The organism is Phyllobacterium sp. MT110 (assembly GCF_058792715.1).
The window spans coordinates 2,219,177-2,231,497 of the sequence record NZ_JBXAFE010000001.1 but is presented as its reverse complement, the minus strand read 5'-3'; the positions used below and the strand labels follow the sequence as shown (position 1 = coordinate 2,231,497).

General features: G+C 62.0%; 13 protein-coding genes. 6 read left to right on the top strand and 7 right to left on the bottom strand.

Annotated elements, in window-relative coordinates; genetic code table 11:
• Positions 1-45 precede the first annotated feature (45 nt).
• Positions 46-720, top strand: coding sequence for a GNAT family N-acetyltransferase (locus tag AC1Q5O_RS11230; RefSeq protein WP_492562969.1), 675 nt, complete (start codon positions 46-48; stop codon positions 718-720).
• Positions 721-781: 61 nt separating this feature from the next.
• Positions 782-994: a hypothetical protein gene (locus AC1Q5O_RS11225; RefSeq protein WP_223612440.1), complete on the top strand. Its 213-nt coding sequence runs from the start codon at positions 782-784 to the stop codon at positions 992-994.
• Between the two features lie 10 nt (positions 995-1,004).
• Here the strand turns inward: AC1Q5O_RS11225 and AC1Q5O_RS11220 are convergent, their stop codons facing one another.
• The 4 genes from AC1Q5O_RS11220 to AC1Q5O_RS11205 form a co-directional block, all read right to left on the bottom strand.
• Positions 1,005-2,132 (bottom strand): nickel/cobalt transporter, encoded by a 1,128-nt coding sequence (locus tag AC1Q5O_RS11220; protein WP_492562966.1) that lies wholly within the window; start codon positions 2,130-2,132, stop codon positions 1,005-1,007.
• A gap of 4 nt (positions 2,133-2,136) precedes the next feature.
• Positions 2,137-2,751 (bottom strand): DUF1007 family protein, encoded by a 615-nt coding sequence (locus AC1Q5O_RS11215; RefSeq protein WP_346307210.1) that lies wholly within the window; start codon positions 2,749-2,751, stop codon positions 2,137-2,139.
• A gap of 112 nt (positions 2,752-2,863) precedes the next feature.
• Positions 2,864-3,763, bottom strand: coding sequence for a LysR family transcriptional regulator (locus tag AC1Q5O_RS11210; RefSeq protein WP_464661442.1), 900 nt, complete (start codon positions 3,761-3,763; stop codon positions 2,864-2,866).
• A 1-nt stretch (position 3,764) separates the two neighbouring features.
• Positions 3,765-4,955, bottom strand: coding sequence for an amidase (locus tag AC1Q5O_RS11205; protein ID WP_492562963.1), 1,191 nt, complete (start codon positions 4,953-4,955; stop codon positions 3,765-3,767).
• Between the two features lie 541 nt (positions 4,956-5,496).
• On the opposite strand from AC1Q5O_RS11205, the gene odc2 reads away from it, so the two are divergent.
• Positions 5,497-6,630 (top strand): ornithine/lysine decarboxylase, encoded by a 1,134-nt coding sequence (gene odc2 / locus AC1Q5O_RS11200; protein WP_105731891.1) that lies wholly within the window; start codon positions 5,497-5,499, stop codon positions 6,628-6,630.
• 84 nt (positions 6,631-6,714) lie between these two features.
• Positions 6,715-7,344: a GNAT family N-acetyltransferase gene (locus AC1Q5O_RS11195; protein ID WP_492563151.1), complete on the top strand. Its 630-nt coding sequence runs from the start codon at positions 6,715-6,717 to the stop codon at positions 7,342-7,344.
• Between the two features lie 33 nt (positions 7,345-7,377).
• On the opposite strand, the gene AC1Q5O_RS11190 is transcribed toward AC1Q5O_RS11195, so the two are convergent.
• Positions 7,378-7,986, bottom strand: a complete 609-nt coding sequence (locus AC1Q5O_RS11190; RefSeq protein ID WP_492562961.1) for an alpha/beta hydrolase — start codon at positions 7,984-7,986, stop codon at positions 7,378-7,380.
• Positions 7,987-8,418: 432 nt separating this feature from the next.
• Between AC1Q5O_RS11190 and AC1Q5O_RS11185 the strand changes: the two genes are divergently transcribed.
• A complete protein-coding gene (locus AC1Q5O_RS11185; protein WP_492562960.1) occupies positions 8,419-8,982 on the top strand; it encodes an isochorismatase family protein in 564 nt (187 codons plus the stop codon).
• Positions 8,979-9,977 carry a GlxA family transcriptional regulator gene (locus AC1Q5O_RS11180; RefSeq protein WP_492562958.1) on the top strand — a complete coding sequence of 333 codons (999 nt, stop codon included), beginning with the start codon at positions 8,979-8,981 and terminating at the stop codon, positions 9,975-9,977. Before AC1Q5O_RS11185 ends, AC1Q5O_RS11180 begins: the two co-directional genes overlap by 4 nt.
• On the opposite strand, the gene gnd is transcribed toward AC1Q5O_RS11180, so the two are convergent.
• Complete coding sequence (gene gnd / locus AC1Q5O_RS11175; protein ID WP_492562956.1) at positions 9,978-11,396, bottom strand: NADP-dependent phosphogluconate dehydrogenase; 1,419 nt, start codon at positions 11,394-11,396, stop codon at positions 9,978-9,980. It lies immediately after the preceding gene.
• A gap of 90 nt (positions 11,397-11,486) precedes the next feature.
• Entirely contained in the window at positions 11,487-12,320 is an 834-nt protein-coding gene (locus AC1Q5O_RS11170) for a MurR/RpiR family transcriptional regulator (protein WP_223612448.1), read from the bottom strand.
• Between the last annotated feature and the right edge of the window lies 1 nt (position 12,321).

Here is a 12,321-nt window from a genome sequence, read left to right as displayed (position 1 = left end):
GATTGTATGGAGTCAAATACTCATATGCAAAACAGGTCCGCTAGCATGACTGATCTCAAAGACTGGACACCGCGCCCTCTGCCCGCCCGCGAAGCCATCGAGGGGCGATACGTCACTCTGGAGCCGCTGAATGCCGCCAGGCATGGCGACGGGCTTTACGCGGCATCGAGCGTTGCGGATGCGGCCGACCGTTTCCGCTATCTGTTCGAAACGCCGGCGGGCGACCGCCCGGCATTCGACGCGTGGCTGGAAAAGGTTTCGGCCAGCAAGGATCCGCTGTTCTTTGCGGTCATCGACAAGAAGTCCGGCAAGGTTGCAGGACGGCAGACCCTGATGCGCATCGATCCGACGTTCGGCGTCATCGAGATCGGCAACATCTACTGGGGACCGCTGATCTCCCGCAAACCGGCGGCCACCGAGGCGCAGTATCTCTTCGCCTCCTATATCTTCGATACGCTCGGCTATCGCCGCTACGAGTGGAAATGCAACAATGCCAATGAGCCGTCCAAGCGGGCGGCGGAGCGTTTCGGCTTCACCTTCGAGGGCGTTTTCCGCCAGCACATGGTGCAGAAGGGTGAGAATCGCGACACCGCATGGTATTCGATCATCGACAGCGAATGGCCGGCGCTGAACGCTGCCTATCAGGCATGGCTGTCGCCGGACAATTTCGATGCGGACGGGTTGCAGATCAGGCGGCTTGAGGATTTGCGCGCGGGTTAGAGCTTGCGTTCGGGCGCAACGGGGCTAAAAAGGCTGCGACAGTTGTGCCCCAGGAAAGACAATGACCGTGAGTGATCCCAAAAGCCGCAATGCTGCCATCGCCGCAGCCTGTATCATGCTTGGTTTCGGGTTTGCCGCGTTCTACATGCCCAACATGATGATCGCGCTGGGTGCCCGCTCGCCGGTGCTGGCAGGCATTTTCGCCGCTGTCTTTGTGGTCGGTTTTTTTCTGGTGTTCTGGTTGCGTGGCAGGAGCCAGCGCCGCAAGGACTAGAGTCTTTCCTTTAAAAACGCAGCGCCGCCGTCAGCAGCAGCACGCCGACCAGCACGATGAACAGCGCACCGCCGACTTCGATGGTGTTCTGAACGCGGGTTGAAAGCGCGCCGCCGCCGGAAATTCTTAAGGCAACATTCTTGGCCGTCACCGCCAGCGTCGCCAGCACCGCCACTGTGATGAACGTGCCGAAGGCCATGGCGAAAACCGAGAGCACGCCGCCGAGCATCAGCCCGTTCAGCAGCGAGAATGTCAGCACGATCAGCGCGCCGGAACAGGGGCGCAGGCCCACCGCAACGATGGCCGACCATGCGGTCTTCCAGTTGAACTCGCCGGCAAGCATCGCCGGATCGGGCGCATGGGAATGTCCGCAGGTGGCGCAGACTTCTCCCGCCGCATGATGGTGATCGTGATGATCATGCGTGTGATGGGTGTGATCATGCGCATGCGCCGCGTGGCTGTGGCCATGGTCGTGGTGGTCATGATCGTGATGGTCATGCCCGCAGCCGCAGTCATCGTCATGGCTGTGATGATGATCGTGGTGGTGGTCGGTCAGGACCGAACCGTGATCGTGCTTTTCCGGCATGAGATGGGCGACGCGCGGGCCGAACAGGAGCGGCAGCTTGCGCCAGAGCAGCGACAGGCCGAAGGCGATGATCAGGACGAAACTGGCGATCTCCATGTAACGGGCCGCGTCGTTCATCGACACGGTGGTGCCGCGCAGCACGAGCCAGGCCAGGCCGACGATGAACAGCGCGGTGATGGCCTGCAGCATGGACGAGGCGAAAGACAGCAGGATGCCGCGCTTCAGCGTGGTCTCGTTGGCGAGCATGTAGGAGGAGATCACCGCCTTGCCGTGCCCTGGGCCGACCGCATGCAGGATGCCGTAGAGGAAGGAGAGGCCAACAAGCACCGAGGCCTGCCAGGGGTCCTCGCGCATGGCTTTGAGCGCATGGGTCATGGCGAGGTAGAAATTGCGCTGCTGGATGTTGATCCAGAGGATGATTTCAGCGAAAGGCCCGGTCGGCTGCATCGCCACCTCGTTCGAACCGATACCGAGCGACGAGGTCTGCGCCCATGCGTGGCCGCCAAACAGCGCTGCGAGAATCAGGGCACAAACAAGGGTTGTTTTCCGCATCATCTTATCCTTTTGCCGGGCAGTCGATTTCCAGCTTGGTCGCAAAGATTTTCGACATGTTGGTCCCGGATGGGTCGTTGAAGAAAGAATCGGTCAGCGTCGCCTGGTTGGCGGCAAGCGCTTCATCCGGATTGGGCCGTACCACCTTGGATTTGCAGTTGGCGGGCAGGCCGGTGACATGAATATCGCTGTCATTGACGTAGTCGATCGCCGTGTAGAAGGTCGGATCATAAACGCCGAAACTGGTGACCTTGCCGAGCTTCAGCGGCTGCTTCGGCTTGCTCTCGAAGATGATCAGCAGCTGGTTGTTCTGGAAATCCGCGATCAGATGCTCCGGCGGCGCCATGACGACCTTCTTGTTGTCGAGCGTCACGGTCTGGAAATAGTCGAACTCGGAAATCGACGCGTTGATCGTGTTTGCAAGGTCGGTCAGTTCCTTCTCGTCCAGCTTCAGGTCGCCGTTCTTGTCGAATTCGACGAGAACGGTGCTGGAAAAGAGATCATCGAAACGCCAGACATGGCCGAGTTTCTGCACGGTTCCGTCGGGATTGATGGTGACGTCGAGACGCGCTTCGGCAAAGACATGCGGGTGCACATACGCCGGTGAGGCGATCATCATGCCTGCTGCGAGGGTTGCGATGAAAATCGCGAATCTTTGGTGCATTATTCCGCCTGTAACATGAGCGCAAAGGACATTCCGAACGTGTCGAAATTGGGACGATATAACATATTCACGCCCTGCGGTTGTCCTTGAACCATTTTGCCAGATAGTCAACAAGCACGCGCACTTTCGCCGGAAGATAGCGGCGGTGCGGATAAACCGCATAAATTCCGCCATCGCGCAGCGAAAATTCCTCAAGCACACTGACCAGCCTGCCGCTTTCAATATCCGGCCTGGCGATGAAATCCGGCATGGAGCCGAACCCCAGCCCGGCCAGCACGGCGCGGCGGGTGGACAGCGGGCTGTTGATTTCCATCTGGCCGGATACCTGAACCGAAATCGTCGGGCCGCTGTCGTTGAGGAACTGCCAATTGTTGCGCGAGCGGTTGTTGGTATCGATGATGCAGGGCAGGGACGCCAGCTGTTCGGGGCGGGTCGGACGCCCGACCCGCTCGATCAGATCGGGAGAGGCGCACAGCAGCGTGCCGAAGGGGGCGATGCGCTTGGCGATGAGCGAGGAATCCTGCAGCCGGGTGATGCGGATGGCAAGATCGAAACCCTCCTCGACCAGGTCGACGAACCGGTCATCCAGGCGCACGTCGAGAATGATATCCGGCTGCGCGACGCAGAAGTCGATCAGGCATTGGCCGATATCCGCATCGGCGAAGGTGCGCGGCGCCGATATCTTGATGCGGCCCTTGATGTCGCTGCTCGATTCACGCACCGTTTCCTGCAGGCTTTCCACCTCGCGCAGGATTTCGCTGGCGCGCTGGTAATAGGTGTGCCCGGCTTCGGTCAGCGAGAATTGCCGGGTGGTGCGGTTGAGCAGCAGCGCGCCGAGCTCGTCTTCCAGCTCCCGCACATATTTGGACAACAGCGCCTTGGAGCGGCCGATCTTCCGGGCTGCGGCGGAAAACCCTTCCGCCTCCACCACATCGATATAGGCCCGCATCCGGGTGAGTGTGTCCATGTCAGTGGTTTCCTTCCGCGGCGGACAGGATGGCGCTGCCAAGCCGGATGAGGGCGCTGTCGCTGCCCTTGGGGCCAAGCAGGGAAATGCCGAAAGGTGCGCCGTGCACCGCGCCGAGCGGCAAGGTGATCTGCGGAAAGCCCGAAAGGACGGACAGGCAGAGCAGGTGCAGGGCGCGTTCCCGGTAGGTCTGCAGTTCGTCGAAGGGCGAGCTGACCAGGGGCGCGGCACCCGGAACGGTCGGCAGGACCATGACGCCGTCATCCCCAAGCACATCGGCAAGTTCGCGGCGGAAGAGATCGCGGCGCCGGGTCTGTGCCTCATAGGTCTGCGCATCGATGGCCGCGCCATAGTCGAAGCGGTCCTTGACGCCGGGGCCAAGCTGGCGATCTCCTGCCGATATCCAGGCGCCATGGCTGGCCCAGGCCTCGAACCCCTGGATCTGCCGGAAGCACAGATAGAGATCGTCCATGGAGGCTGTGGACTGGCGGGCGGATCTGGCGTGGCCGAGATGGGCGGCGACGTGCCGGTACATGGCGCGGAAGGCGGCATCCTCCGCTTCGCAGAGCAGGTAGTGTTCGAGCAGCGGGATGAACAGCGGGCGGTTGAGCTTGAAATCGTCCGCGTCCGGTCCGAGCAGGACCGCGCCGACTTTGCCGTAGAGGTCCCTGTCGCGGGCAAACCAGCCGAACGTGTCGAGCGAGGGGGCAAGCGGCATGGTGCCGGCAAGCGATATGCGGCCGTGGGTCGTGCGCAGGCCGATCAGTCCGCAGAAGCTCGCCGGGGCGCGGATCGAGCCGCCGGTGTCCGATCCGGTGGCGATGTCGGCCAACCCGCCGGCCACGGCCGAGGCGGAACCGGACGACGATCCGCCGGTTACCCGGTCCGGTGCCCTCGGGTTGACCGGAAAGGGGTAATGGCTGTTCTGCCCCATCAGCGAAAACGCCAGCTCATCCGTCTGCGTCTTGCCGATGAAACGGGCGCCGGAATCCAGCAGTTTCTGCACCGACGGCGCGGTAATACTTGCGGCTGATTCGTGATTTTTCGCCGGATTGCCGCATTGCGTCGGCAAACCGGCCACATCGAAGATATCCTTGACGGCGAGCGTACAGCCGCTCAGCGGGCCTTCCACGGATGGAAAGGCCTGAAAAGGCAGATTCAGCAGGGCATTCAGGGGCGAAATCGTGCTCATCGTTCAATGATTCTATGTGATTTGGCCCCCTTTGTTCAATGAATAAAAAAAATTCGCAGATGCGAGATTTGTCATTGATTGGACACAAGTTTGGACTTATATCGCCCTTGCCCAAAGTCGCACGTGCCCCATGGGTGTCCGCCGATCTTCATTATGGTGAAGAAACGGTATGGTACCTGGAACTAACCCCTCCAGTCAGTTTGACGGCCTACTGCCAGACTGAGGACATCTTGAAGCAACGACGGTGCGGGCCTTTCTGGTGTCTTTCGGCTGTCCACAAGCCGGAATTACTGAAGAGGCACACCTTCATTGCCGGTAGTGCGGATGGCATCATCCAAACCAAGGCAGACAAAGCGGATCAACGCTGGCTTAGCGTAGATCCATCGCCGCATGAACTTGTCCGTGTTTCCAGCATCTCCAAAGGCTGGCTTCGCGCGAGATGGATTCACGCACTTTGTCCTGGCGGTCATACGGGGGAGAAACCCCTGCGATCGCGACTTGTTGAGGCGGCCGGAAGTGCCGTCACGATTGGAGACCCAAGATGGCTACACAGCGCATTCTCGATTTCATCAATACCCGACGCCCGAATGGCCCTTGCATGGTGCTCGACCTCGAAGTCGTGCGCGAAAATTTCCATAATTTCGAGATGGCCCTGCCGGACTCGAAGATTTTCTATGCCGTGAAGGCCAACCCCGCGCCGGAAATCCTGCGCCTGCTGGCTTCGCTTGGCTCGAACTTCGACACCGCGTCGGTTGCGGAAGTCGAAATGGCGCTCGATGCCGGTGCATCGGCTGACCGTATTTCCTTCGGCAACACCATCAAGAAGGAGCGGGACATTGCCCGCGCCTTCGAACTCGGCATTCGCCTGTTCGCCGTCGACTGCGTCGAAGAAGTTGAAAAGGTCGCCCGTGCCGCTCCCGGCGCCCGGGTGTTCTGCCGTGTCCTGACCGATGGTGCCGGCGCCGAATGGCCGCTGTCGCGCAAGTTCGGCTGCGTGCCGGCCATGGCTGTCGACGTGCTGCGCGCGGCGCAGAAGCTCGGCCTCGAATCCTACGGTGTGTCGTTCCATGTCGGTTCGCAGCAGACGGACCTGGCTGCCTGGGACCGTGCCCTGGGCGATGCCAAGCAGGTTTTCGATGCGCTGGCCAAGGAAGGCATCACGCTCAAGATGGTCAACATGGGCGGCGGTTTCCCGACCCGTTACCTCAAGGACGTGCCAACCGCACAGGCCTATGGCCAGGCGATCTTCCAGTCGCTGAGCAAGCATTTCGGCAACCGCCTGCCCGAGACCATCATCGAGCCCGGCCGCGGCATGGTCGGCAATGCCGGTGTCATCAAGGCGGAAGTCGTGCTGGTTTCGAAGAAGGCCGACAACGACAATGTCCGCTGGGTCTATCTCGACATCGGCAAGTTCGGCGGCCTGGCGGAAACCATGGACGAAGCCATTCGCTACCAGATCACCACCCCGCGGGATGGCGATCGCAGCGAACCCTGCGTGCTGGCCGGTCCGACCTGCGACTCCGCCGACGTGATGTACGAAAAGAATCCCTATCCGCTCCCCATTTCGCTGACCATCGGCGATGAGGTGCTGATCGAGGGAACAGGCGCCTACACCACGACCTATTCCGCTGTGGCCTTCAACGGCTTCGAACCACTCCGATCATACGTCATCTGAACCGGCTTCAAACCCGGTTGAAACGTTCTGCCCGGCAATGCGCAGGGCAGCGGTGACACGCACATGACACGATTGGTCGAGACAATGGACGCAGCAGAAAACATCGAACAGAACCTGGTACCCGACGGCCTGTATTTCGCCGGCGCGGGTGCCTATGCCATCATCAACGAACTGCCGCAGGACGAGAAGGCGCGCGAAGATTTGCTCGACCGCGCCATGGGCGAGGGCCGCCGCCGCAAGTCGTCGGAAAAGCTGCGTCGCGGCCGCCTGCCGTCGGAAGGCCTTGCCTTCTCGGCACGCGGCGCGGGCGGTGCGCTGCTCGGCACCGTGCGCCTCTGGGACATCCAGGCCGGCCATGACGCGGCGGGCAAGGGCGTGCGCGCGCTGCTGCTCGGACCGCTTGCCGTCGATCCCGCATCGAAGGATCTCGGCATCGGTTCGGCGCTGATGCGCCATGCGATCAGGGAAGCCACCCGGCTCGGCCACGGCGCCATCATCCTGGTCGGCGATCCCGAATATTACGAACGCTTCGGCTTCACCGGTGCCAAGACGGCGGGGCTTGCCATGCCGGGTCCGGTCGAACGCCGCCGCTTCCTCGCGCTTGAGCTGAAGCCAGGTCATCTGGATGGCGCCAAGGGCCTGCTGACATCGAAAGGCCGCCGCTCGTCGCGGGCGATGCGGATCATTCCGGTGTCGCTGCGGTTCTCCGCCTGAATGGAAAAGCCGGCCCTTTGGCCGGCTTTTTGTTTAGCAGGCGAGGAATTCCTGGATCGCGCCGATCTCGCTCTGCTGGATTTCATGTCCGCCGGGATGCCAGGCGATGGTCACGTCGGTTCCCTGTGCCGCAAGATAATCCGCCAGCGCCTGCGTGCGGTCGGGCGGGCAGATCGGATCACGCTGCCCGGCGGTGATCAGTATCTGCTTTCCCGCCAGTTTCGGCTGCGGCGCCGGTGTCCACGGAATCAGCGGATGCATCAGGACGGCCGCGTCAAACAGTTCTGGTTGCTCCAGCATGACCGAGGCAAGAATGTTGGCGCCGTTGGAATAGCCAAGACCGACAACGTCGGATGGATTGGCAGCGTCCTTATGGGCTTTGACAAAATCCGCCATGGCCCGTGTCCGCACGGCGAGATCGTCCATGTCGTAGACGCCCTCGGCTGTGCGGCGGAAAAAGCGCGCGGCACCATGTTCCGAGACATCGCCGCGCGGCGAGACGACACCGGCTGAAGGGATCAGGCGGCGGGCGAAATCGAAGAACTGGTTCTCGTCGCCGCCCGTTCCGTGAAAGACGAAGAACAGGGGGCTGTTCGGGGTTTGCGCCGCATGGATGCGGTGCTGATAGGAATGCGTCGACATATCCGTCCCTTCCGCCCGGTGCCTTTGCACCTGGGCCATGGATTGCACTGTGTTGCCTCACATATGGAATGCCGGATGCCATCGCGGAAGCTTCCCGCCGCTTGATGGATTGTCTCCGTGGCGGAGACAGTGAGCGTGCATGGTTCTTCAATCTTTGACAACGCTTGCAATGGAGTTGGTGCGTGGTTCGACAAGCTCACCATGAGGGAGATGAGCTGGCTGCAAGGCCAATTCTGCAATGTTGCAGAATACGGCTCCCTGCAATCCTCCACTTCCCTCATGGTGAGCTTGTCGAACCACGCACGCACCAGATGGAAGTGCAAAGGAATGCAATCGATGTCCTTTTTTGTCCGCTTCTCGTCCGCTGCATGCGTATCTGCCGATTGCATCGCGTTGTACTGTTGGGATATCAACACACAGGAGATGCCAGAAATGTCCGCAGATACCGCCCTTATCGTCATCGACGTGCAGGAATCGTTCCGCCAGCGCGCCTACTGGAACGAGGCCGAAGCGCAGGCTTTCATTGCCAATATCCAGCGGCTGATCGATGGCGCCAAGGCTGCCGGCCTGCCGGTCATCCAGATTTTCCATGTCGACGGCGATGGCCCGTTTGCACTGGACTCCGGCTTCGTCAAGCCGCTGGCACCGGTTTCGCTCGAAGCCGATGTCGTGTTCCACAAGGCCCGGCACAGTGCGCTTGTCGGCAGCGGGCTCGATGTCTGGCTGACCGAGAACGGCATCCGCAAGCTGCTGGTGTCGGGCATCCGCACCGAACAGTGCTGCGAAACCACCACGCGCCATGCTTCGGATCTCGGCTATACCGTCGATTACGTCTCCGAGGCGACGCTGACCTTCGCCATGACCAATGCCGCAGGGCGCACCTTCAGTGCCGACGAGATCCGTGCGCGCACCGAGCTGGTGCTGGCCGGGCGCTTTGCCCGGATCGTCACGGTCGACGAGGCGTTGAACGGGGCGGGGCAGGCGCTGGCCGCATGAAGCCCGAGCAATCCCGGCATATCGATGTTCTGGTGGTGGTGCCCGCAAGGGCGCTGCTGCTGGATATTGCCGGACCGGTGGAGGTGCTGCGCAAGGCCAATCTGGAACAGGACGCGGTGCATTTCGATGTGCGCTATGTCGGCCCGCTCGCCAGTGTCACCACGTCCATCGGCTTGACCATCAGCGGCATCGAGCCGTTGCCCGACCATGTGCCGGATGATGCGATGATCATGCTGGCGGGCGATACCACGACGCTGCTGGACACGGCGGCGAGCCGCGGGGCGGAGGCGCATGGACACCGCGATGCGGACATTGTCGCCTGGCTGAAAGCGCATGTGGGGGAAACCCAGACGCTGGTGACGATCTGCTCCGGCGCCTTGCTGGCGGCGCGTGCCGGCCTGTTCGACGACCGCGTCTGTACCACGCACTTTGCTTCGGTTGACGAGCTGCGCGCACTGGTGCCGACGGCGCGGGTGCTGGACAACCGGCTCTATGTCGAGGACGGCAACCGTTACTCAAGTGCGGGGATCACGGCGGGTATCGACCTGATGCTGCATCTGGTCAGCGAGATGGCCGGTCCGGCCTGCGCGGTGGCCGTCGCGCGCTATCTGGTGGTCTATCTCCGGCGCAGCGGCACCGATCCGCAATGGTCGCCATGGCTGGACGGACGCAACCACATCCACCCGGCGATCCACCGGGTGCAGGACCGGCTCGCAGCCGACCCGGCGCAACGCTGGACGCTGGAAAGCCTGGCGGATATCGCCGCAACCAGCCCGCGGCACCTGTCGCGGCTGTTCAACGAACATGCCGGAATGAGCATTCCCGATTATCTCAACCGCCTGCGGGTGGCGCTGGCGCAGGAAATCCTCAGCCATACGCGGCTGGATATGGAGGGCGTGGCGGAGCGCACGGGGTTCGCCTCGGCGCGGCAGCTGCGCCGCGCCTGGGGCCGCATCCACGCCACCCCGCCGAGCGGGGCGCGGGGAACGCTGTGATCAGCCGATATCCGACCATGGGCCGTGGAAATCGCCTTCCTTGTCCACGCGCTTGAAGCCGTGCGCGCCGAAGAAGTCCCGCTGCGCCTGGATGAGATTGGCCGTGCCGCGCGCCTGCCGGTAGCCATCGAAATAGCCGAGAGCCGCAGCAAGCGCCGGGGTCGGCAGACCGGCCACGGCCGCCTTGGCAACCACATCGCGCAACGCCGTCGATGCTGTCTTCATGCGTTCGACGAAGGATGGGGCCAGCAGCAGATTGTCCTGGCCGCCGCCGGCGAAAGCCGAGGCGATCTCGTCGAGGAACTGCGAACGGATGATGCAGCCGGCGCGCCAGATTTTCGCGGTGGTGTCGAGCGGGATGTTCCAGCCATGCTCGGCCGAAGCACCTGACATGACGGCAAAGCCTTGCGCATAGGCGGCAATCTTGCCGGCCAGCAGGCCCTGTTCGAGTGCATCGATGAAGGACTGGTCGGTGCCCGCAAGCTTGGGCGTGCCGAGCGAGGCATAGGCCTTGGCCGCCTTGGCGCGTTCGTCGCGCAGCGCGGAAATCGAGCGCGCGGCAACCGCTGCTTCAATGCCGGTTGCGGGGATGCCGAGCATCTGCGCCTCGATGGCGGCCCAGCGGCCGGTGCCCTTCTGGCCCGCGCTGTCGACGATGATCTCGACGGCCGGCTTGCCGGTTTCCGTGTCGGTGGCGGCGAGTACCTTGGCGGTGATTTCGATCAGGTAGGAATTGAGCGGGCCCTTGTTCCATTTGTCGAAAATTTTGCCGATTTCAACCGGCGACAGCCCGAGCCCATCGCGCAGGATGCCGTAGATTTCGGCGATCATCTGCATGTCGGCATATTCGATGCCGTTGTGGATTGTCTTGACGAAGTGACCGGCGCCATCGGGGCCGAGCAGCGCCGCGCAGGATTCGCCCTCATACTTCGCCGAAATGGCTGTCAGGACCGGCTCGATGCGCGCGTAGGATTCGGGCGTGCCGCCGACCATGATCGATGGGCCATGCCGTGCGCCTTCCTCACCGCCGGAAACGCCCATGCCGACGAAGGTCGGATCATTGGCGCCGAGTTCCTTCAGGCGGCGGACCGTATCGTGGAAATTGGCATTGCCCGCATCAATGATGATGTCTTCCTTGGCAAGGAAGGGCTTCAGCGCTGCAATCTGTTCATCGACGGCCTCGCCTGCCTTGACCATCAGGATGATCGGGCGGGGTGCGCGGATGTTTTTGGCCAGGTCTTCCAGCGTTTCGCAGGGAATGATCTTGTCTTTGAGGGCGCCCGCTTCCTGATGGAAGGCGTGGGTCTTTTCCACCGTCCTGTTGTAAACAGCGACGCGATAACCGTTTTCGGCAATATTGAGCGCGAGATTGGCACCCATGACGCCAAGGCCGATCAATCCAATGTCAGCTTGCTGCATGATTATGTCCTTGCTTTATTCGATTCGAACGCAGGCGCAGAGCCCGGGTGAGCATTTGTATATCAATGTGCCTGCCGGGCAATGACAATCTCAGCCATCACGCAACTGTTCCATGTCGCGGATGCGTTCGGCGCTGCTGTTCTGCAGCTTGTGCGTCACCCCGGCGATCAGGGTTTCCGCCATCAGGAAGAGCGTGGTGGAGGAGTCCCAGGGCGAGGGGACGGCCGTGCGCCCGGCAATGACGTGGCGGGCGAAGCGGGCGATGGGGGACAGCCACTGGTCGGTGATCAGCACGATCTCGACACCGCGCGCCTGCGCCTTCTCGGCGAAGCGGATAAGGCTGTCCTGATAACGGCGGATATCGAAGATGACGAGGACATCCTTCCTGCCCATGTCGATCAGCTGGTCGCGCCAGTTGCTTTCCTGGCCGGTGAGGTGGGTGACGCCGGAACGGATGATTTTCAGGTGCGCCGCCATGTAGATGGCGATCGGATCGGTGAAGCGGCCGCCGAGCAGATAGACATGGGTGCGGGTGCGGCTGAGCGCCTCCGTCGCGTCGTCCAGCTGCTGCGTCGAAAGATGGTGAAATGTTTCACGGATGTTCTCGATGGCCGCTTCCATCAGGGGGTAGGCGGCGCTGCCCTTGGATGACTGAATGATCGTCGCGCGGTTGAGCGGCGACTGGATCTGGGCTGCCAGCTCCTGCTGCAGGGCCTGCTGGAATTCCGGATAGCCCTGAAAGCCGAGACGCGAGACGAAACGCAGGATCGTCGGTGAACTGACCCCCGCCTGCGCCGAAAACTCCGCCACCGTGCGCAGGCCGATCAGCGGGTAGTTGGCGATAAGGGTCTGCGCGGCCTTGCGTTCCGACGTCGACATGGCATCGATTTTTTCGCTGATCAGTTCGGAAATGCTTGTTCCCATC

Coding starts and splice junctions, on each gene's coding strand:
- AC1Q5O_RS11230 (WP_492562969.1), top strand. CDS start 46: ATGACTGATCTCAAAGACTGGACACCGCGCCCTCTGCCCGCCCGCGAA.
- AC1Q5O_RS11225 (WP_223612440.1), top strand. CDS start 782: ATGACCGTGAGTGATCCCAAAAGCCGCAATGCTGCCATCGCCGCAGCC.
- AC1Q5O_RS11220 (WP_492562966.1), bottom strand. CDS start 2,132: ATGCGGAAAACAACCCTTGTTTGTGCCCTGATTCTCGCAGCGCTGTTT.
- AC1Q5O_RS11215 (WP_346307210.1), bottom strand. CDS start 2,751: ATGATGATCGCCTCACCGGCGTATGTGCACCCGCATGTCTTTGCCGAA.
- AC1Q5O_RS11210 (WP_464661442.1), bottom strand. CDS start 3,763: ATGGACACACTCACCCGGATGCGGGCCTATATCGATGTGGTGGAGGCG.
- AC1Q5O_RS11205 (WP_492562963.1), bottom strand. CDS start 4,955: ATGAGCACGATTTCGCCCCTGAATGCCCTGCTGAATCTGCCTTTTCAG.
- odc2 (WP_105731891.1), top strand. CDS start 5,497: ATGGCTACACAGCGCATTCTCGATTTCATCAATACCCGACGCCCGAAT.
- AC1Q5O_RS11195 (WP_492563151.1), top strand. CDS start 6,715: ATGGACGCAGCAGAAAACATCGAACAGAACCTGGTACCCGACGGCCTG.
- AC1Q5O_RS11190 (WP_492562961.1), bottom strand. CDS start 7,986: ATGTCGACGCATTCCTATCAGCACCGCATCCATGCGGCGCAAACCCCG.
- AC1Q5O_RS11185 (WP_492562960.1), top strand. CDS start 8,419: ATGTCCGCAGATACCGCCCTTATCGTCATCGACGTGCAGGAATCGTTC.
- AC1Q5O_RS11180 (WP_492562958.1), top strand. CDS start 8,979: ATGAAGCCCGAGCAATCCCGGCATATCGATGTTCTGGTGGTGGTGCCC.
- gnd (WP_492562956.1), bottom strand. CDS start 11,396: ATGCAGCAAGCTGACATTGGATTGATCGGCCTTGGCGTCATGGGTGCC.
- AC1Q5O_RS11170 (WP_223612448.1), bottom strand. CDS start 12,320: ATGGGAACAAGCATTTCCGAACTGATCAGCGAAAAAATCGATGCCATG.